15 protein-coding genes are annotated in these 20,545 nt (G+C 69.9%); 13 read left to right on the forward strand and 2 right to left on the reverse strand.

Features of this window, described 5'->3' with window-relative positions:
• Window positions 1-29 precede the first annotated feature (29 nt).
• From ACGFX9_RS10000 to ACGFX9_RS10030, 7 genes are all read left to right on the forward strand, one after another.
• A complete protein-coding gene (locus tag ACGFX9_RS10000; RefSeq protein WP_393467564.1) occupies window positions 30-1,301 on the forward strand; it encodes an extracellular solute-binding protein in 1,272 nt (423 codons plus the stop codon).
• 45 nt (window positions 1,302-1,346) lie between these two features.
• On the forward strand, window positions 1,347-2,315 hold the full coding sequence (locus tag ACGFX9_RS10005; RefSeq protein ID WP_393467568.1) for a carbohydrate ABC transporter permease: 969 nt from the start codon (window positions 1,347-1,349) through the stop codon (window positions 2,313-2,315).
• Window positions 2,312-3,148 (forward strand): carbohydrate ABC transporter permease, encoded by an 837-nt coding sequence (locus ACGFX9_RS10010; RefSeq protein ID WP_393467571.1) that lies wholly within the window; start codon window positions 2,312-2,314, stop codon window positions 3,146-3,148. The genes ACGFX9_RS10005 and ACGFX9_RS10010 overlap by 4 nt, the downstream gene beginning before the upstream one ends.
• Before the next feature lie 43 nt (window positions 3,149-3,191).
• Window positions 3,192-4,757 (forward strand): beta-N-acetylhexosaminidase, encoded by a 1,566-nt coding sequence (locus tag ACGFX9_RS10015; protein WP_393467573.1) that lies wholly within the window; start codon window positions 3,192-3,194, stop codon window positions 4,755-4,757.
• On the forward strand, window positions 4,754-6,184 hold the full coding sequence (locus ACGFX9_RS10020; protein WP_393467576.1) for a cellulose binding domain-containing protein: 1,431 nt from the start codon (window positions 4,754-4,756) through the stop codon (window positions 6,182-6,184). Before ACGFX9_RS10015 ends, ACGFX9_RS10020 begins: the two co-directional genes overlap by 4 nt.
• Window positions 6,185-6,518: 334 nt before the next feature.
• Window positions 6,519-7,649, forward strand: coding sequence for a sensor histidine kinase (locus tag ACGFX9_RS10025; RefSeq protein WP_393467579.1), 1,131 nt, complete (start codon window positions 6,519-6,521; stop codon window positions 7,647-7,649).
• A complete protein-coding gene (locus tag ACGFX9_RS10030) occupies window positions 7,646-8,311 on the forward strand; it encodes a response regulator (protein ID WP_393467588.1) in 666 nt (221 codons plus the stop codon). Before ACGFX9_RS10025 ends, ACGFX9_RS10030 begins: the two co-directional genes overlap by 4 nt.
• Window positions 8,312-8,319: 8 nt before the next feature.
• On the opposite strand, the gene ACGFX9_RS10035 is transcribed toward ACGFX9_RS10030, so the two are convergent.
• Window positions 8,320-10,494, reverse strand: a complete 2,175-nt coding sequence (locus ACGFX9_RS10035) for an MMPL family transporter (protein ID WP_393467589.1) — start codon at window positions 10,492-10,494, stop codon at window positions 8,320-8,322.
• Window positions 10,495-10,814: 320 nt separating this feature from the next.
• On the opposite strand from ACGFX9_RS10035, the gene ACGFX9_RS10040 reads away from it, so the two are divergent.
• The 3 genes from ACGFX9_RS10040 to ACGFX9_RS10050 all read left to right on the forward strand — a co-directional run bounded on the left by ACGFX9_RS10040 (window position 10,815) and on the right by ACGFX9_RS10050 (window position 14,363).
• Window positions 10,815-12,113, forward strand: coding sequence for a sensor histidine kinase (locus tag ACGFX9_RS10040; protein WP_393467591.1), 1,299 nt, complete (start codon window positions 10,815-10,817; stop codon window positions 12,111-12,113).
• Between the two features lie 13 nt (window positions 12,114-12,126).
• Window positions 12,127-12,771, forward strand: coding sequence for a LuxR C-terminal-related transcriptional regulator (locus ACGFX9_RS10045; protein WP_393467593.1), 645 nt, complete (start codon window positions 12,127-12,129; stop codon window positions 12,769-12,771).
• Between the two features lie 167 nt (window positions 12,772-12,938).
• Window positions 12,939-14,363, forward strand: a complete 1,425-nt coding sequence (locus ACGFX9_RS10050) for a PP2C family protein-serine/threonine phosphatase (RefSeq protein WP_393467595.1) — start codon at window positions 12,939-12,941, stop codon at window positions 14,361-14,363.
• 43 nt (window positions 14,364-14,406) lie between these two features.
• Here ACGFX9_RS10050 and ACGFX9_RS10055 read toward each other — a convergent pair whose 3' ends face one another.
• Window positions 14,407-15,906, reverse strand: coding sequence for a hypothetical protein (locus ACGFX9_RS10055; protein WP_393467598.1), 1,500 nt, complete (start codon window positions 15,904-15,906; stop codon window positions 14,407-14,409).
• Between the two features lie 234 nt (window positions 15,907-16,140).
• Between ACGFX9_RS10055 and ACGFX9_RS10060 the strand changes: the two genes are divergently transcribed.
• The 3 genes from ACGFX9_RS10060 to ACGFX9_RS10070 all read left to right on the forward strand — a co-directional run bounded on the left by ACGFX9_RS10060 (window position 16,141) and on the right by ACGFX9_RS10070 (window position 20,528).
• Complete coding sequence (locus tag ACGFX9_RS10060) at window positions 16,141-17,280, forward strand: aminoglycoside phosphotransferase family protein (RefSeq protein WP_393467607.1); 1,140 nt, start codon at window positions 16,141-16,143, stop codon at window positions 17,278-17,280.
• A 188-nt stretch (window positions 17,281-17,468) separates the two neighbouring features.
• Entirely contained in the window at window positions 17,469-18,305 is an 837-nt protein-coding gene (locus ACGFX9_RS10065) for an alpha/beta hydrolase (protein ID WP_393467612.1), read from the forward strand.
• Window positions 18,306-18,518: 213 nt separating this feature from the next.
• Window positions 18,519-20,528, forward strand: coding sequence for an N-acetylmuramoyl-L-alanine amidase (locus ACGFX9_RS10070; protein ID WP_393467614.1), 2,010 nt, complete (start codon window positions 18,519-18,521; stop codon window positions 20,526-20,528).
• Window positions 20,529-20,545: the final 17 nt, after the last annotated feature.

A 20,545-nucleotide genomic window follows, 5' to 3' on the forward strand; every position in this document is an offset into this window, starting at 1 on the left:
TGGTCAGGTCCGACTCCCAGAGGTGACGCGTGAAGCTCCGCTTGCTCGCCGGCCTGTCCGCGCTCGTCGCGGCCGCCGGGCTCAGTGCCTGCAGTTCGTCCGGCTCCGGTGACGGGGTGTCCGAGGACGGCGGGCGGACCACGATCGACGTGTGGCTGATGCGCGACAGCGTCTCGGCCGCCTTCCAGAAGGACTTCGAGAAGGGTTTCGAGGCGGCGCACCCGGACATCGACGCCCGGGTGCAGATCCAGGAGTGGGACGGCATCGGCGAGAAGGTCACCGCCGCGCTCGCCAGCAATGACGCCCCGGATGTCATCGAGACCGGCAACACCCAGGTCGCCCAGTTCGCGCAGAGCGGCGGCCTGCTGGACCTCAGCGACAAGAAGGACGAACTCGGCGGGAAGAACTGGCTGAAGGGCCTCGCCGAGCCGGGCGCGTACGAAGGCAAGCAGTACGGCATCCCGTACTACGCGGCGAACCGCGTGGTCATCTACCGCACGGACCTCTTCAAGAAGGCGGGCATCGACGCCTCCTCGATCAAGACGCGGGAGCAGTGGATCGCGGCGACGAAGAAGCTCGACAAGGGGGCACAGCAGGGGATCTATCTGCCCGGCCAGAACTGGTACACCCTCTCGGGCTTCATCTGGGACGAGGGCGGCGACCTGGCCACCGAGTCGGGCGGAACCTGGAAAGGCTCCCTGGACACCCCCGAGGCCCTGCGCGCCATGGCCTTCTACGAGAAGCTCCAGGCGCTCGGCAAGGGCCCCGAGGACTCCGACGAGGCGCAGCCGCCCCAGGCCGAGGTGATGGCCAAGGGGCAGGTGGCACAGATCGTCAGCGTGCCCGGCGGCGCCAACGTCATCGCGCAGAACAACGCCGACCTCAAGGACAAGCTGGGGTTCTTCCCCATCCCGGGCAAGACCGCCGGCACACCGGGCGCGGTCTTCACCGGCGGCTCCGACCTGGTGATACCGGTCGCCTCGCAGCACCACGACGCCGCGTACACCTTCGTCAAGGAGCTGACCGGCGACGCCTGGCAGAAGAAGCTCGCCGTCGCGATGAGCTACGTACCCAACAAGACGACGCTCGCGAGCGCGGTCGACAAGGACCCCGGGGCCTCGACGATGGCGGTCGGCGCGGCCGTCGGGCATGCCACGCCGAACACTCCGGGCTGGGCCGCCGTCGAGGCGAAGAACCCGGTCAAGGACTACATGACGGCCGTCCTGACGGGCGGGGATCCGGCGCGGGAGGCCGACAAGGCGTCCGACGCGATCACGTCGGCGATGAAGTCCGGTTCCTGAGCCGCACCGCCCCCCCCTTCTACGGTCACGAAAGGAGTGTGCGCCGTGTCGGTCGTCCACGAGCGGACCACGCCCCGCCCTCTCACCCGGCCGCCCCGGCGCCCGCCACGCCCCTCCCGCCGCGCCACCGCGTCCGGTCTCTGGCCCTACCTGCTGGTGGCGCCGGCCGTGCTCGGCATGCTGTATCTGCTGCTCTACCCGCTGGCACGGGCCGTCCTGATCTCCTTCCAGGACTTCGGACTACGTCAACTCATCCTGGGGGACGCCCGGTTCACCGGGCTCGACAACTACGCGACCCTGCTGTCCGATGCCCGCTTCTGGACGGTGGTGCGCCGCACCTTCCTCTTCATGGCGATCAACGTCGTACTGATCATGGTGCTCGCGACGCTGGTGGCCCTGATGGTGGAGCGGCTCGGCAGGTTCGGGCGGGCGGCGGTGCTCAGCGCGCTGGTGCTCGCCTGGGCCATGCCGGTGGTCGCGGCGACGACCGTCTTCCAGTGGCTGTTCCACTCCGAGTTCGGGATCGTCAACCACGCGCTGACCGGCCTCGGGTTCACGTCGTTCGAGGGCTACCCCTGGCTGGCGCATGGCCCGGCCGCCTTCGCGATCCTCATCACCCTGGTGGTGTGGCAGTCGGTGCCGTTCGCCGCGATCACCTTGTACTCGGCGCTCACCACCGTCCCGACCGAGCTGTACGAGGCGGCGCGCATCGACGGCGCTTCGTCGTCCCGCGTCTTCCGGTCGGTGACTCTGCCCATCGTGCGGCCGATCTTCATGCTGGTGCTGTCACTTGAGGTGATCTGGACGTTCAAGGCGTTCGTGCAGATCTGGGTGATGACACGCGGCGGGCCGGGGGACGCGACGACGATCCTGCCGGTGTACGCGGTGCAGACAGCCCTGTCGGGCCAGCACTACGACCTCGGCTCCGCGGCCTCGATGGTGACCGTCCTGCTGATGTCGGGTGTGCTCGTCTTCTACTTCCGGCAGATGTTCCGGCAGGAGGCCGAACTGTGACGCCGCCACGCGCCCTTCGCCATCTGCCCCTGCGCATCGCCGCGACCCTCACGGTGATCGTGTGTCTCTTCCCCGTCTACTGGATGGCCACCACGGCCTTCAAGCCGTCCCGGGACATCCAGTCGGACCATCCCCAACTGCTGCCGCGGAGCTGGACGCTCGACCATTTCCGGCGGGCCATCGACGCGGACGGGTTCGGCCTTTTCTGGCGCAACAGTGTGCTCGTCACGCTCGGCGCCGTGGCACTCGCGCTGCTGGTGGCGCTCGGCGCGTCGTTCGCGGTGGCGCGGATGCGCTGGCGGGGGCGGCGGCAGTTCATGCTGATGGTGTTCGTCGCGCAGATGGCGCCGTGGGAGTCGCTGATCATTCCCGTGTACATCATTTCCCGGGACACCGACATGCTGGACCGGCTGCCGACGCTGACGCTGGTGTACTTCATGATGACGCTGCCGTTCACGATCGTCGTGCTGCGCGGCTTCATCGCGACGATCCCTCCGGAGCTTGAGGAGTCGGCCCAGGTCGACGGCTGTACGCGGTTCGGCGCCTTCCGTCACGTGGCGTTTCCGCTCCTCGCGCCGGGCCTGATGGCGACTTCGCTCTTCGGCTACATCACGGCGTGGAACGAGTTCGCGTACGCCAACTTCCTGATCATCAAGCAGCAGGACCACCGGACGCTGCCGGTGTGGCTGTCCTCGTTCCACAACACGTTCGGCACCGACTGGGGCGCCACGATGGCCGCCTCCACTCTGTTCGCGCTGCCCGCTCTCGCCATTTTCCTGCTGCTTCAGCGGCAGGTGACGTCGGGCTTCGCGGCCGGAGCCGTGAAGGGCTGACCCACCGCGCAGGTCCGACCCGTCCGCCTTCTGGAGGTCCGCAGTGCCCGCACCCCGCCCCTCACTGCTCCCCCGGCCCGCCCAACTCGCCTGGCGTCCGGGCCACTTCACGCTCACCCCCGACACCACGGTCCGTGCGGCCCCGGGCGCCGAGCCCGCCGCCGCCCTGCTGCGTACGCTGCTGGCCCCGGCCACCGGACTGCCTCTGCCGCCCTCGCCCGACGGAGCTCTCGTCCTCGCGCTCGACCCCCAGCTGCGCGGCCTGGGGGATGAGGGGTACGGCCTGACCGTCGCCCCGGACGCGCTGCTCCTGCGGGCGGCGCACCTCACCGGTCTACTCCGGGGCGTCCAGACGCTCCGTCAACTCCTCCCCGTGGAGGCACTGTCGGACCGGCCAAGGTCTGCTACGCCGTGGCAGCTGCCCTGCGTCGAGATCACCGACGTTCCGCGGCACGCCTGGCGCGGCTTCATGCTCGACGTGGCGCGGCACTTCCAACCGGCTTCTTTCCTGCGCCGGTACGTCGATCTGCTCGCCCTGCACAAGCTGAACGTGCTGCATCTCCACCTCACCGACGACCAGGGCTGGCGGATGCCGGTCGCCGCGTTTCCACGGCTCACCGAGGTGGGCGGACGGCGCACCGAGTCGATGGTGGTTCCGAGCGGCAGCGCTGTCTTCGACGGTGCCCCGCATCAAGGGGCGTACACGCGGGGCGAGTTGACCGGACTCGTCACGTACGCCGCCGCGCGTGGCGTCACGGTCGTGCCGGAGATAGAGATGCCGGGGCACGCTCGGGCCGCCCTCGCCGCGTATCCGGAACTCGGCAATGTTCCAGGGCGGCGGCTCGACGTGTGGACCCGCTGGGGGGTGTGCGACACCGTCCTCGGGGTCGGCGATCCGGTGCTCGACTTCTGCCGCACCGTCCTCGACGAGGTCCTCGACGTCTTCCCGTCCCCGCATGTGCACATCGGCGGCGACGAGTGCCCCACCACCGAGTGGGCGGCCAGCCCGGCGGCGCGCGCCAGGGTGGCCGCCGAGGGGTTGCCGGGCACCGACGCGCTGCGCGGCTGGTTCCTCGGCCGCATCGGGGCGCACCTCATCGAGCGCGGGCGCATCCCGACGGCGTGGGCGGAGACCGGCGAGGGGCTGCCGCCCGAGTTCACCGTCATGACGTGGCGCGACCCGGAGCACACCCGCATGGCCCTGAAGCACGGCCATGCGGTCATCAGCTGCCACCATCGGGCCGCCTATCTCGACTACGCCCAGTCCTACGCACCGACCGAACCGCAAGGCCAGCCGGGACCGGTGGTCGACCTGCGCGCGGTGCACGGCCACGAGGCCGAGGACGACACAGAGGCCGGCGGTGAACTTCGCGGCATGCAAGCGCAGTTGTGGACCGAGTTCGCCCCCACGGCCAAGCACGTCGACTACCTGGCCTTCCCCCGGCTCAGCGCCCTCGCCGACCGCGCCTGGCACGGCGCCGCGCCCTGGCCCGACGTCCACAGTCGGCTGCGGGCGCACTCCGCCAGGCTCGCCGCACTGGGCGTGCGACACGGCGCCCTCGACCCGTACACCCCCATCCCCCACCGTTCCGGAAAGGAACAGCCATGAGAAGGACGTCCCTCACCCGATCAGCGAAGCGGTCCCTCACCTGCGCCGTCGCCGCCGCGCTCGGCTGCGCGGGCCTCCTCGCGCTCCCGTCGAACGCCGCGGCGGCCGCGGGCGATCTGGCCGTGCAGTACCACGCGGGCTCCACCGGAAGCGACCAGGCGGAGCCGTGGCTGAAGGTGAAGAACACCGGCAACTCAAGCGTCGCGCTCAGCGGCGTCAAGCTCCGCTACTACTTCAAGTCCGACGCGGGCAGCCCCAGTTACCGCTTCGCCTGCTCCTGGGCGGTCAGGGGCTGCTCCAACGTCACCGGTACGTTCGGGACGCTCACCCACCCGACCGCCACCGCCGACCGGTACCTGGAGATCGGCTTCACCTCCGGCGCCGGATCGCTCCCGGCGGGCGCCGACACCGGTGATCTGCAACTGCGCTTCCACCGCGCCGACTGGCAGTCCCTGAACCAGGCCGACGACTACTCCTTCGGCGCCACGCAGTCCTCGTACGCGAACTGGTCGAAGGTCACCGCGCGGCTCGACGGGGCGACAGTCTGGGGCGCGGCTCCCGAGGGCAACGACCCGACCGACCCCACGGATCCGACCGACCCGACCGACCCGCCCGGCGAAGGCGCCACGCTGTTCGACGACTTCACCTACACCGCGTACAACGACCCGAAGATCTCGGCCCACGGATGGAACGTGCGCTCCAACTCCGGTGGCCCCGGCGTGCCCGGCGCGACCTGGGCACCCGAGAACGTGACGTTCGCGTCGTCGGGCGGCAACACGGTGATGAACCTGGAGACATCGACGGCGGGCACGGGCGCGAGCACCGAGCAGACCGAAGTCCTCACCAAGGCGACGAAGTTCAAGAACGGGACCTACGCGGCCCGCGTGAAGTTCAGCGACGCACCCCGCGGCGGACCCGACGGCGACCACCTGGTGCAGACGTTCTTCACCATCAACGACCTCAAGGCACCGATGGCCGACGACTACGCCGAGTACGACTTCGAGTACCTGCCCAACGGCGGCTGGGGCGAGCCATCGAACATCCTGTACACGACGTCCTGGGAGACCTACAACCCGGACCCGTGGCAGGCCGTCAACCAGCACACGGAGAGCCGGCAGAGCTACGCGGGCTGGCACGACCTGGTGGTGACCATCGACAACAACTCCATCCGCTACTACATCGACGGGCAGCCGTTCGGCACGCACGACGCCGCGTATCTGCCGGAGCGGCCGATGTCGATCAACTTCAACCAGTGGCTGATCGACCTGGCGGGCCAGCCGAGCACCACACCGCGCTCCTACGACCAGCAGGTGGACTACGTCCTGCACGTCAAGGACCAGGTGCTGACCCCGGCGCAGGTAGCGGCGAAGGTGACCGGCTACCGGAGCGCGGGCACCGCGTTCGAGGACACCGTGCCGTCAGCGTGACCGCGACCGGGGAGCCCGCGCGCCCCACACACGCGGGCTCCCCGTGGGCGCCCCTCCCCCAAGCGGCCGTCGCTGCCGCCGACGGCCGCCGTGGCCCAGACTCTGCCGCCAACGGGCCGGGAGCGCATCCCGCACCCCCGATTTTCGGTAACTTTGCGTATTGAATCAGTGGCGAGAAGTTACGGCGGTGGCGGGGCGGGACCGTTGGGGCGAGCAGGTTCCGGCGCGGAGGAGTCATCGCGTGGCGCGTTCCCTGCGCTTCGACGAAGACCGGAACCTGGCGGGTGCACAGCACTCGGGGTCGCCTTCGGCGCGATCCGTCTAAGGTGCGCCTATGAGCACAGGACTGGCCGGTGTCTGGGCCCGCGTCAGAGACTGGGTGATCGCGGTCTCCGTGGCAGGGGTGCTGCTGACCACCGCGCTGGCCAAGGAGCACCCGGCGACGGGCCTGGAGTTGCTGGGCTACGGGCTGGTGGTGGCGAGCGGCCTTGCGCTGGCCTTCGGCCGCCGGGCACCCGTTTCCGTCCTGGCCATCACCGGGGCGTGTGCGGTGGCGTACAACGCGGTGGGCTTCGAAGTACCCGCCGTCGCCTATCTGTTCGCCGTGTACGCCGCCGTACGGTCGGGGCACCGCATCAGCGCCCTGGTGGCCAGCGTCGCCCTGCTGCTCACCCTCCCCTTCGCGGTCATGGCCTCTCCCGTGGACGGGCCCGCGAGCGAGGCCTTCGCGCAGGCCCGGGGCGTTCTCGAACTGGCCTGGCTGATCGCCGCCGCTGCCGCGGGTGAGGCGTTGCGGCAGGCCGAGCGGCGGGCGGACGAGGCGGAGCGGACCCGCGAGGAGACCGCGCTGCTGCGTGCGACCGAGGAACGGCTGCACATCGCCCGGGAGTTGCACGATTCCCTCACCCACCAGATCTCGATCATCAAGGTGCAGTCCGAAGTCGCCGTCCACCTGGCCCGCAAGCGGGGTGAAGAAGTGCCGCAGAACCTGCTGGCGATCCAGCAGGCGGGCCGGGAGGCGACCCGGGAGCTGCGAGCGACCCTGGAAACACTGCGCGACGACAGCGAGCCCCCGCCACACGGACTCGACCATGTCCCGGAACTGGTCGAACGGGCCCTGGGAATAGGCCTCAAGGCCACGCTGACGATCGAAGGACAATCGCGCGACGTGCCGGACGCCGTGGACCGTACGGCATACCGGATCGTCCAGGAATCGCTCACCAATACCGCCCGGCACGCCGCCGCGGCCACCGCGTCGATCCGGATCCACTACCGTCCGGGCACCCTCGCCATACGGGTCGATGACGACGGGACGGCCACACCGGGATCGGCCCTCGTACCCGGGGTGGGACTTGTGGGGATGCGCGAACGAGTCACCGCTCTGGGCGGGCGCCTCCTCGCGGAGCCGCGTACCGAAGGTGGATTCACCGTCCAGGCCGAACTCCCCGTGGCGAGGATTTCATGATCCGTGTCCTGCTGGTCGACGATCAGCCGCTCCTGCGCAGCGGGTTCCGCGCGCTTCTCGACGCCGAGGACGACATCGAGGTGGTGGCCGAGGCCGCCAACGGTCAGGAATGCCTTGTCCTCGCCAGGAAACACCTGCCCGACCTCGCCCTCGTGGACATCCGGATGCCGGTCATGGACGGCATAGAGACGACGCGGCAGATCGCCGATGACCCGGCCCTGGCACGGATGCATGTCGTCATCCTGACCAACTACGGCCTCGACGAGAACGTGTTCAACGCGTTGCGGGCAGGCGCCGCCGGGTTCCTGGTGAAGGACATCGTGCCGGAGGACCTGCTGCACTCCGTACGCGTCGCGGCTCGCGGTGACGCCCTTCTCGCACCGACGATCACGAAGATGCTGATCAGCCGGTACGTGTCACAGCCGCTGAACTCGGAGGTCGGCACCGGGCTGGAGGAGCTGACCAACCGCGAACGCGAGGCCGTCGCTCTGGCCGCGCAGGGCCTGTCCAACGACGAGATCGCCGCCCACATGGTGATCAGCCCGTTCACCGCGAAGACCCACATCAACCGCGCCATGACCAAGCTCCATGCCCGCGACCGCGCTCAACTCGTGGTCCTCGCGTACGAGTCCGGCCTGGTGGCGCCCCGCATCCGGTCATAGCGGCAGGCTCAGACCCTGGCTTCTTCCCCGACCTCGGCAGGGACGGCCGATGTCGTCCTGGAGGCCCGGCGTCCGGGCATCCACCAGTTGGCCTTGCCGCAGAGTTCCATCACGGCGGGAACGAGGATCATCCGGATGATGGTGGCGTCGATGAACACCGCCACGGCCATCCCCAGTCCGATCTGCTTGACCGCGACATCCGGGCCGAGCAGCGAGGTCGTGAAGACCGCGATCATGATCGCGGCCGCGGCGGTGATGACCCTGGCGGTGCGCGCGAGCCCCCGGGTGACGGCCAGCCTCGTGTCGCCGGAGCGCTCGTACTCCTCACGAACCCGCGAGATCAGGAAGACTTCGTAGTCCATCGACAGGCCGAACAGGATCGGGAACATCATCATCGGCACCCAGGTCGTGATCGGCATTTCGGTGGGGAATCCGAGGGCGGAGCCGAGCCAGCCCCACTGCACCACCGCGACGAGCACACCGTAGGCGGCGCCGATCGACAGCAGGTTCATCACGGCGGCCTGCAGCGCGATCGTCACCGACCGCACCAGCGCGATGAGAAGCAGCAGGGACATCACGATGACGACCGCGATCATCAGGGGCAGGCGTGATCCGGTCTCATCGGCGAAGTCGATCGCGCCCGCGTTCGGGCCGCCCACGTAGACCTCCGCACCCCTGGGCGTCCGGGGCAGCGCGTCGCGGAGCTCGTGCACCAGGTCCGCGGTCGCCTCGTCCTGGTATCCGGTCTCGGGGAAGGCCATGAAGGTGGCCGCCTGCCCGTCGTTGCTGACCCGGGCTCGGGTGACGTAGGCGATGCCCTCGCTCTTGCGGACCGCATCGACCGCCGGGCCCAGATCGGCGTCCTTGGAGTCCACTTCGGCGGCGAAGACCAGCGGAGCGCCGTAGCCGGGGCCGAATCCCTCGGAGACGATCCGGTACGAGGTGTAGCTGCTCCTGTCACGGGGCTGGACGCTCGCGTCGGGCAGACTCAGCCGCATCGACAACGCGGGGGCGGCGAGCACCAGAAGGCCCGTGCCGGCCATTGCCGCCGCGATCAGCGGCTTGCTCTGCACCACCCGGGCCCAGCGTTCGGCCGGACTGCGACGCTCCTGGACCTGAGGGCCTGCGGCCTTGCGCCGGCGGGATGTCCGGCGAGGCAGGCGCAGCGAGTTGATCTTGTAGCCGGTGAAGCCGAGGAAGGCCGGCAGCAGGGTCACCGCGGCGGCCATCGTGACCAGCACGGTCACCGACGCGCCGATGGCCACACCGGTCATCAGCCGCTGTCCCATGGCGACCAGGCCCAGCAGCGCGATCACGACGGTCGTGCCGGCGAACAGCACCGCGTGGCCGGCGGTCGTGATGGCCTTGACGGTCGCGCTCTCCGGCTCGTCGCCCTCCTGCAGGCTCTCCTTGTACCGGGTCACGATGAACAGGGCGTAGTCGATGCCCACACCGAGACCGATCAACGCGGCGACGAGCACGGTGAAGTCGGGCGAGGGGACCAGGTGCCCTACTAGCTTGATCAGGGCGATACCACCGAGGATCGCCACCAGCGCGGTCACGATCGGCAGCCCCATGGCCACCAGCGACCCGAACGCGATGAACAGGATGACCGCGGCCGCCAGGACGCCCACACTCTCGGCAGGACCCTGCTCGGGCGTCTCGGCCTTCTCGGCCTTCTCCCCGCCAAGACCCAGCGTCACGCCGTCACCGGAGGCGTCCTTGACCGTGGTCACCAGCGGCTTGACGTCGGTCTTGTCCACGTTCTTGTCGGTGAGCGGAATGGTCGTACGGGCGATGCGACGGTCCTCCGTCACCAGGTTCTTGTCCTCGTACGGCGATGTCACCGGCCCTGTGATGGAGGAGGCGTCCAGCTCCGCGACGACCTTTTCGATCCTCTTCCGGGCAGCGGGGGCGTCGATCCCCTTCTCTGCCTTGACCGCGAGAGTCAAGGTGTCCCCCTGCTGTTCGGGGAAGTGCTTCTCGATCAGGACCTGCGCTCTGGCGGATCCCGAGTCTCCACCGGAGAAGTCGTTGTCGGAGGCGGCACCGAAGCCGAACCCCACGAAAGCCACGGCGATCGCCCCGATGATCCAGGTCAGAAGGACCAGGCGCCGCCGCCGGTAACAGAACCGGGCCAGTCGCGCCAGAACTCCATCCGTACGGGGAGTCTCGGTTGGCATCTGCTTCTCCTTGAGTCGTTGAGCGTTGCGCTCAACCCTCGTCGGCCAACTCCCCTGCGTCGCCGTACAGATGACGTCTCTATGCCTGTCGCGCTACCGCGGGTGTTGTACTCCTGCCGTAGTACGACCTCGATCACCCGCCTGACAGGACACTGGACGACGCCATGTGCCTCACACACCCGAAGGCAGCCGCCGCTGCTGACGCTTCTGTTGCTTCTGCTTCTGCTACTGCTGCCGCGGCCGCTGCCACCACCGCCGTCGCGCCGGGGCACCCCGGGTCAGCGACCGGGGTGGAGAGGGCGCGTGGATGTGCGCGAGCCGTGGTGCGCGCCCCGTTCACCCGGCGGGCGTGGGCCGAAGCCGCGTACTGCCTGGTCGGGTTCCCGCTGGGCCTCGCGGGCGGGGTATTGCTCGCGGTGGTGCTCGCGCTGGGGGCGGGTTTCACGGTGACGGTGGTTCTTGTCGTCGTCGGGGCGCTTCTGCTCATCGCGGGGCTCCAGTTGGCCCGCGCGCTGGGCGGCGTCCACCGGTGGCTCGCCACGCGTCTGCTCGGAGACCGGACGCCCGCGCCGCCCCCGCTGCGGCCCGCCGGGAGGTTCGTCACCCGCCTCGAAGCCCGGCTGTGGGACGGGACCGGCTGGCGGTCGGCGGCCTATGCCCTGGTCAGACTGCCGGTCAGCTGTCAGGGGGCGTACGCCGTCCTGTGGTGGGTCGTCGGGCTGATCAACCTCACCGCGCCGCTGCGGTGGGCGGTGTTCGGGCAGCGCCCCGAGCCCGGCTCCCCCGAGGGCATGCCGGTGCTCACGCCGTTCCCCTTCGGCGGACTGGACGCGGACCGTTTCGCCGGCACGTTCCTCGCGGTGGCCATCGGCGTGGGCACCCTCCTGTGCGCACCCTGGGTGACCCGCCTCACGACCACCGCCGACCGCAGGCTCATCGGCGCTCTGCTCGGTCCGGGCCAACTCGCCGCTCGCGTACGTGACTTGGAGGTGACGCGCGCACTCGCCGTGGACGACGCGGTGGCGCTGCTGCGCCGTGTCGAACGCGACCTGCACGACGGTGCGCAGGTCCGCCTCGTCGCGGTGGCGATGAGCCTCGACATGATCAGACAGCGGCTCATGGCGAGCGAGGGCGGCGGCGCGCTGGATGTCGTGCGGCTTCGTCAACTCGTCGACGGAGCACATGAGAACGCCACCCTGGCCCTCACCGAACTGCGCGATCTGGCACGCGGCATCCACCCCCCGGTCCTCGACGACGGTCTGCCTGACGCGCTCGCCACCCTCACCGCGCGCAGCACCATCCCGGTCGACCTGGTGACGGAGGTGCCCGAGCGGCCGACCCCCGCGATCGAGACCATCGCGTACTTCTGCGCCGCCGAGCTGCTGGCGAACGTCATCAAGCACAGCGGGGCCGATCGGGCCGCCATCACGGTGGCGCATCTGGACGGCCGGCTCTTCCTCCAGGTCAGCGATGACGGGCACGGCGGTGCCGACACCGAGGCGGGGACCGGCCTGACGGGACTCATGCAGCGCATACGTACGGTCGATGGCCGCATCGACGTCAACAGCCCGGAGGGCGGGCCGACGGCGGTCACCGTCGAGCTGCCGCTGCACGCGTGAGAACATGCCGACCATGCGCGTCGTGATCGCTGAGGATGCCGCGGTACTGCGGGAGTTGCTGGGCCAGATGCTCGCGGAGCGAGGGCATGAGATCTGTGCGTCGGTGGGCGACGGGGCCGCACTGCGTGCCGCGATCGCCGAGCACCGACCGGACGTCGCGGTGACCGACATCCGGATGCCGCCGACGCATACGGACGAAGGGCTCCGCGCGGCCATCGACATCCGCCGCGACCACCCCGGCACGGGAGTGCTGCTCTTCTCCCAGTACGTGGAGACGAAGTACGCGACGCGGTTGCTCGCCGCCGGGTCGGCCGGTGTCGGTTATCTGCTCAAGGACCGGGTCGCCAACGTCGCGGAGTTCGCGGACGCCCTGGAGCGGGTGGGCGCGGGCGGTACCGCCCTCGACCCCGAGGTGGTCACGCAGCTGGCCGGGGCCGGGCATCGCACGGAGGAGCTCGCGCCCCTCACCGAGCGCGAACGGCAGGTTCTCACGCTGATGGCCGAGGGCCGGTCCAACGCGGCGATCGCGCAGAGCCTCTTCGTCTCCGCAGGCACCGTCGAGAAGCATGTCGCCGCCGTCTTCGACAAGCTCGGCCTGCCCGTGTCACATGACCACAACCGCCGTGTCCTGGCCGTCATCCGCTACTTGCGGGGGTGAGGAACGATGTTTCCGGACCGAACGGTTCCGAAGGACATAGACATATGCCAGATGCACCACCGCGTCGTGTGTTGCCAAATCCCTTACGGGCCACCCCCGGCTGTGCGAAAGTCGTTAGCGGCTCACCCCGCCCGTTTGGTCGCACCGCATCCTCAACGGAGCACCTCATGCCGTCCCATCTCTTCGCGGACCGCCCTGCCGCTCAGCCTCCCGAGCGTGGCTCGGTCGAAGCGCTGATCACGCAGACGCGTCGGCTCCGCGGCGAGGTCGACGCCGTCCGGCGTGATGCCGTGGCCGACGGAGGCGACCCGCAGGGGCGCTGGCAGCGCGCCCTGTGCGACCTGGCGGTCCATCAGCTCAACGACCTGGACGACCACCTCGCACAGTTGAGGGACGGGCCTGTGCAGCCGGACGCGCCGCCCACCGCTCCGGCCGTGCCCGCACCGCTCGAACCCCGGCGCGGCTCCCTGCTCAGCCGGGTCGGCAGCGCGGAGTGGAACCTCCTGAACGACGAGGCGAGTTGGTCGGGCGAGCTGTATCACATCCTCGGGCGGGCCCCGGAGGCTCCTCCCCTCTCCCTCGACGAGCTGCCCTCCTTGGTGCACGTCGACGATCAGCCGATGCTGACGGCCATGGTCACGGACTGCCTGATCGACGGAAAGCCGATCGACGGCGAGTTCCGTATCGTGCGTGCCGACGGCGGCGTACGACAGGTGCACATGATGGGCGAGCCCGTGCTCGCCGCTGACGGCAGCACCGCCTCGATGTGGGCGGTCCTGCGGGACGTCAGCGAGCTGCGCCGCAGCCAGCGAGTGGTGCGCGAGACCCGTGACTCGCTGCAGCGCCAGCGGCACATCGCGCAGACAGAACACCGGCTCGCGGTCGAACTGCAGGAGGCCGTGCTGCCGCCGTGGCACGGCTCCCTGCGGTTCCCGCACGGCGGACCCGCGGCCCTCGACCTCGCCGCGCACTACCTCCCCTCCTCGTCGAGCGCGCTGATCGGCGGCGACTGGTACGACGCGATGGAGCTGCCCGACGGGCAGTTCCTGCTCAGCGTCGGCGACCTCACCGGGCACGGCGTCAGCGTCACCTCGGGCATGGCGATGCTGCTCGGCGCCGTGCGCGGCATGGCCGTCGCCGGTGTTCGGCCGGGCCAACTCATGGGCTGGCTCAACCAGTTGCTGGACACCACCGCCCAACCGGCACTCGGCAGCGCCATCTGCTGTCAGTACACCCCGGCCTCCCACACCCTCAGCTGGGCACAGGCCGGGCACCCCGCCCCCTTGCTGTTCCGCGACGGGACGGGGCGCGCGCTTTCGCCGCCGGAGGGTGTGATCCTCGGGGCGACGTCCGGAGCCACGTACGAACAGGCGGAGGAACAACTCCGGCCGGGCGACCTGCTGTTGCTGCACACCGATGGACTGGTCCCCCGGCGCGCGCGGGACGCGGCGACGAGCCGGCTGCTCGCACTCGCGCCTCGCTTCACGGACACGCGGGGCGCGCAGGACTGCGTACACAAGGTCGTCGAAGAGTTCGGCGTGGCCCCACGCGAGGACGACGCCTGCCTGTTGATCGCACGGGTGAATTCCTGACTGACCCGCACCCAGCCCCGGGGCCGCTCCGGACCGCCGGGCCCTAGACGCGGACCCGGCTGCCTCCCCCGGTCTTGGTCGCCGCCCTGGGCAGGGCCATCTTGATCTCCTCACGCAGGTCCTGGATCTTCGGATAGCCCGAGTACTGGGCCGTCAGCCGGTACATCTCCCGCAGCCGGTCCCATGTGCGGTGCGAGGAGTTCGAGCCCATCGAGACCAGCGCGAGCCGTGCGTACCGATCGGCCTGTTCCGGGTCGTCGCCGATGAAGCACGCCGACGCCAGCGAGATGTAGTCGAAGATCTGCGACCGGTCCCGGCCCTTGGACCGCAGGTCGATCGCCTCCCTGGCGTGGCGTTGGGCGATGTCGGCGGCGGTCGCGTCGTGGTCGGCGAGGGTGCGGTAGGCCAGGGCCTGCATGCCGTGCATGTCCGCCTCGTCGAACATCTGCATCCAGCTGGGCGGTGGCACATCCCCCTTGTCGGATACGAAGAGGTCCTCCGCGATGCCGAGCGTGCGGCGCATCGCCTGGCCCTTGCCCATCGACGCCTGTGCCCAGGCCTCGATGGTGTAGAGCATGGCCTGCGTGCGCGGCAGCATCTCCTCGCCCGAGCCCGACTGGGCGAGCTTCATCAGGTCGAGGGCGTCGTCGGGCCGCCCCAGATGCACCATCTGGCGTGCCGCCCGGGAGAGGGCCTCACCGGCACGCGGCCGGTCGCCCCCCTCACGGGCCGCGTGCGCGGCGATCACGAAGTACTTCTGTGCCGTGGGCTCCAGGCCGACGTCGTGCGACATCCAGCCGGCGAGGACGGCGAGGTTGGCAGCGACGCCCCACAGGCGGCGCTGGAGATGGTCGGGGTGTCGGTAGGCGAGCATGCCGCCCACTTCGTTGAGCTGTCCCACCACAGCCTTGCGCTGAAGGCCGCCGCCGCGGGCCGCGTCCCAGGCCCGGAACACCTCGACGGAGGTCTCCAGTTCCTCGATCTCCTGCGACCCGATGGGGGCGGCCTCATAGCGGTCGAACCCAGCGGGGTCGGCGTGCAGGGGATGTTCGGTACGGGGAGCGTCGGCAACGAGAGCCGGATCGGTGTGCAGCCAGTCGTGCATGGCGCTGCTGAGTGCGGAGCCTGCGGCAAGCGCAGCGCCCGCGCCCACCAAGCCGCGTCGGTTGAGCATGAGGTCCATTCCCGTGAATTCGGTGAGGACCGCGGCTGTCCGTTCGGGCGCCCACGGCACGCCGTCGGGGTGCTCCACACCACCGTCGCCACGCCGTTTCCCCACGCGCCCGTGCCGGACCAGACCAAGATCCTCAATGGTCACGACACGGCCGAGACGCTCGGTGAACAGAGCCGCCAACACCCGGGGCACGGGATCGCGGGGGATCTCTCCCACGTCGATCCAACGCCGCACCCGCGAGGTGTCGGTGGCCAGCTGCGGGTGGCCCATGGCCGCCGCCTGCCGGTTCACCAGTCTCGCGAGCTCCCCTTTTGACCAGCCTGCCAGGCCGAAAAGGTCTGACAGTCGGGTGTTGGGTTGTCCGTTCACGTCAAGCCCCCAGGTTCTCGGCTGAGTTGACAGTAACCCTCTGTCAGTTGCTGAGCGACTATTCGCCAGGGTTCGCCAGGGTGCGCCACATGGTGTGCCAGGGGACGCCGGGTGTCAGGTAGGAATGCGCCACCCCGACCCGGTCCACCGCGGGACATTCCCCAGGGTGCTCCCAAGGAGACCGGGGCGGGAGGCGCAACAACTCGCAGGCACACGAAGGGATCTGTATCGCCCATGTACACAGCATCGTCCTCCGTGTCCGCCCCGCCCCGGCCACTGCACAGCCGCCAGCCCGGCAGCGGCCCGTATCTGGAGCCCGCGCGTCCCGCGGCCGGGTCGCTCGGCACCGGCCGACCGCGGCGCGTCCCGGGGGCCGGCACGCAACCGCTCAGCGGGAGACTCGACTTGTCCGGCCCCCAGGGGGCGCAACTGCGCACCGCGATCGCCTCGGTGCACCGCATCTGTCCCGAGTTCAATCCGGTACAGGTGCTCCGCCGCAGCGGACGCACCGTACTGCTCGTGGGAACAACAGGACGCAGCACCGCGATCGCCAAGTGTTTACTCGATCACTCCCCCGTGTGGGCCGAGCGGATCCGGCACGAGATAGCGGCCTACCGCTCGTTCGTCCGGCACCGTCCTCCGGTCAGGGCGCCGCGGCTCATCGCCGCGGATCCCGAGGACTGCACGCTGGTGATCGAGCGGATGCAGGGCCGCGTCGCGGCGCTGTCGCGGCATCCCGTGGAGCCGCCACCACGGGCAGATGTGAGGTTGGCGCTCAACGCGATCCGCCACCTCAACCACTGGCGGCCACCGCAGGACCTGTTCGGCAGGCCCATGGACTACGGCAAGCGGATCTCCCGCTTCCATGAGCTGGGCCTGCTCACCGACCGGGACATGGGTGACCTGCAGAAGCTTCTGCACGGCATCGCGCACTCGGCCGGGCAGCACGGCACGTGGCAGTTCTGCCACGGCGACGCGCTCCTTTCGAACATCCTGCTGTCGCCCGCCGGTCCGGTGTTCGTGGACTGGGAGCACGCGGGCTGGTATCTGCCGGGCTATGACCTGGCGACGCTGTGGACGGTGCTTGGTGACGCACCGGTGGCGCGGCGTGAGATCAGTCAGCTGGCGCAGGAGCAGGGGACGGCGGCGCGCGACGCGTTCCTGGTCAACCTGATGCTCGTACTGACCCGGGAGATCCGGACGTACGAGATGGCCGTGCAACGCTCGATGCACGACTCGACCCCGGCTGCACCGGGCCCGGCCCACCCCGGTGCTGCGCCGTCCGGTGAGGAACAGCGGCTGCTGCTCAGGCGGTTGCACGACGACTGCCAGCTGGCCCGTCGGGCCGTGCGCGCGGCGGTTGGTACTCGCTGACGGGGATGACGGCCCGCAGTGCGTCTGGACAGCGGCGCACTGCGGGCCTTCGTATGCCCCCGGCGACTACCGGATGACTATGACGTGGTGACGCGGTCTCCGCGTAGACCGGACAAGCACCGCGCGACACCGGCCATAGCTCGAACTGCCCTATATCGCAGGGGGACTCACGCCCGTAACTTCAGGCTATGTCCCTCACCGACGCACAGCAGATCGACCGCGCCAACGCCGCGACCGACCGCGTCCCGGTCGTGTTCGTCCACGGTTTATGGATGTTGCCCAGCAGCTGGGACTCCTGGACGGCCCACTTCGAGGCCGCCGGATATGCCCCCGTCGCCCTCTCCTGGCCCGACGACCCGGAGACGGTGGCCGAGGCCAGGGAGCGGCCCGACGTGCTCGCGGGCAAGACCGTCGGGCGGATCGCCGATCACCTGGCCGGCCTGATCGACGGCCTGGACCGCAAGCCGGCCGTCGTCGGGCACTCGGTCGGCGGTCTGCTGACGCAGATCCTCGCGGGGCGCGGTCTCTGCGCCGCGTCGGTGGCGATCGACCCGGTGCCGTTCCGCGGCATCCTGGCGCTGCCCGTGTCGACGCTGCGTACGCTGCGCCCGGTGATCAGCAACCCGGCCAACCGGACTCGTGCGCTGTCGCTGACCTTCGAGCAGTGGCGCTACGCCTACGCCAACGCCGTCAGCGAGCGGGAGTCCAGGGAACTCTACGAGAGGTACGCGGTCCCGGCCCCCTGCGCCCCGCTCTTCCAGGCGGCGGCGGCCAACCTCAACCCCCGCACGGAGATGAAGGCGGACTGCCGCAACCCGTCGCGCGGCCCCCTCCTGATCATTTCCGGCGAGAAGGACCACGCCATCCCCTGGGCGCTGGCCAACGGCGCGTACAAGAAGCAGAAGCGCAACTCCGGGGTCACCGAGATCAAGGAGATGGCCGGCCGCGACCACGCCCTGACGATCGACGGCCGCTGGCAGGAGGTCGCGGACACGGCACTGACCTTCGTACGCCGGTTCGCCTGAGTGCTCGTGCTGCTCATTGGTCCATTCCAGTGACGCGTCGCAGGCCGTGCGGCCTCTCGGGGCGAAACCCGCCGGAACCCGCGCTGACATGGGAAATTCCTGCTCCTGGGCATTCTCCTGGGCATGATTGACGGATCGTCGGCCAGCCGGTACCACTGACGCACCGCCCGGCCCCGCACGCCCCATCACGCATCACCGTCCCAGGAGGCTGCATTGCGAGGATCCGTCACCGCCCGCACCCCTGCCGCGCGCAGACGCGCCGTCAGAACCGCGGGCGCCCTTGTCTCCGCCGGTCTGCTGCTTCCGCTGCTCGGCGCCGCGCCGTCTTCCTCCCCTTCCTCGTCGTCGTCCGACGATCCCTCGCGGTTGCAGGGCGCGTTCGCCGCTGCCGCCGCCGAGTACGAGGTCCCGCAGAGCGTGCTGCTCGGGGTCTCGTATCTGCAGTCCCGCTGGGACGCGCACGGCGGCGCGCCGAGCGTGACCGGCGGCTACGGCCCGATGCACCTCACCGACGCGCGCACCGCCATCGCCGGCGCCCCGCACCACAGCGAGGGCAAGGAGGACCCGCGCGGCGACGACTCCCGTGGTGTCCTCCTGCCGAAGGCCCCGGCCGAGGCGAAGCTGCCGGAGAGCTCCCAAATCCCGGCCCGTTTCAAGACGTTGCCCCGCGCGGCCGAACTCAGCGGGCAGTCCGCCGAGCGTCTGCGCTCCGACCCGGCCGCCAACGTGCGCGGCGGCGCCGCCCTGCTCGCCGCCGCGCAGAAGAAGCTCGGCAAGCCGCTGAGCGACGACCCGGCCGACTGGTACGGCGCGGTCGCCCGCTTCTCCGGCGCCGATGACCAGGCCACCGCCGCGACCTACGCCAACGATGTCTTCGCCGTGATCCATGACGGGCAGTCGCGCACCACGGACTCCGGGCAGCATGTGGCGCTCGCCGCGGACAGCGGCCTCGAGCCGGACGCCGCGCAGGTGCGGAGCATGGGACTGCGGAAGGCTCCGACGGGCGAGACCGAGTGCCCGGCGACCGTGTCGTGCGAGTGGATTCCGGCGCCGTACGAGGAGTTCAAGGACCCGCAGGGCAACGACGACTACGGCAACCACGACCTGTCGGACCGGCCCAAGAGCCAGAGCATCGACACCATCGTCATCCACGACACCGAGGGCACCTGGGAGGGTGTCCTCAACTTGGTGCAGGACCCGACGTACGTGTCCTGGCAGTACACCCTGCGCTCCACCGACGGTCACATCGCCCAGCACGTGAAGGCCAAGGACGTCGCCTGGCACGCGGGTAACTGGTACGTGAACTCCAAGTCGATCGGCCTGGAGCACGAGGGCTTCCTGACGGCGCCCGACACCTGGTACACGGAGGCGATGTACCGCTCGTCGGCGCGTCTGGTGAAGTATCTCGCCAAGAAGTACGTCATCCCGCTGGACCGCCAGCACATCATCGGCCACGACAACGTCCCGGGCACGCTGCCGTCGACGATCCCGGGCATGCACACCGACCCCGGCCCCTACTGGGACTGGCAGCACTACTTCACGCTGATGGGCAAGCCGTTCAAGCGCACGGCGGGCCCGAACGGCGGCCTGGTGACGGTGGCTCCCGAGTACTCCAAGAATCGCCCGGAGTACACGGGCTGCGTCAAGGCCGGCGAGACGTGCGCGACGCACGGTTCGGCCGCGGTGCGGGTGCACACCGAACCGCGTGACGACGCGCCGCTGATCAAGGACATCGGCCTGCGTCCCGGCGGCGGCGCCTCGACGACCGGCGTGAACGACATCGGCGCGCGGCTCTCCACCGGCCAGAAGTACGCGGTCGCCGGCCGCGAGGGTGACTGGACGGCCGTCTGGTATCTCGGCCAGAAGGCCTGGTTCAAGAACCCGAAGAAGCAGCCGACCGCCGTCGACGCGACCGGGCCCGTGGTGACACCGAAGGGCGACGCGGCGGACGTACCGGTGTACGGACGTGCCTACCCCGAGAAGGCCGCGTACCCGGAGGGTGTCCCCGTACAGCCGGTCACGCCGCTGCCGTACAAGCTTCTGGCCGGTCAGAAGTACGCGATCGGCGACAAGGTGCCGGGCGAGTACTTCTACGCGCCGACGTTCGACACGGCACCGCACAAGGTGGTGCGCGGCAAGGACATGTACTACGAGATCCAGTTCGGGCACCGCGTGGCGTATGTGCGGGCGGCCGACGTACAGGTGGTGTCGTCGGGCTCCTAGAGCTGCCGATGGCGGTC

It is taken from the genome of Streptomyces sp. NPDC048436, assembly GCF_043200355.1.
Lineage (GTDB): Bacteria > Actinomycetota > Actinomycetes > Streptomycetales > Streptomycetaceae > Streptomyces.

Bases quoted from the DNA above. Each gene is read 5' to 3' on its own strand.
- ACGFX9_RS10020 (WP_393467576.1), top strand. From the start codon at position 4,754: ATGAGAAGGACGTCCCTCACCCGATCAGCGAAGCGGTCCCTCACCTGC.
- ACGFX9_RS10025 (WP_393467579.1), top strand. From the start codon at position 6,519: ATGAGCACAGGACTGGCCGGTGTCTGGGCCCGCGTCAGAGACTGGGTG.
- ACGFX9_RS10030 (WP_393467588.1), top strand. From the start codon at position 7,646: ATGATCCGTGTCCTGCTGGTCGACGATCAGCCGCTCCTGCGCAGCGGG.
- ACGFX9_RS10035 (WP_393467589.1), bottom strand. From the start codon at position 10,494: ATGCCAACCGAGACTCCCCGTACGGATGGAGTTCTGGCGCGACTGGCC.
- ACGFX9_RS10045 (WP_393467593.1), top strand. From the start codon at position 12,127: ATGCGCGTCGTGATCGCTGAGGATGCCGCGGTACTGCGGGAGTTGCTG.
- ACGFX9_RS10050 (WP_393467595.1), top strand. From the start codon at position 12,939: ATGCCGTCCCATCTCTTCGCGGACCGCCCTGCCGCTCAGCCTCCCGAG.
- ACGFX9_RS10060 (WP_393467607.1), top strand. From the start codon at position 16,141: ATGTACACAGCATCGTCCTCCGTGTCCGCCCCGCCCCGGCCACTGCAC.
- ACGFX9_RS10065 (WP_393467612.1), top strand. From the start codon at position 17,469: ATGTCCCTCACCGACGCACAGCAGATCGACCGCGCCAACGCCGCGACC.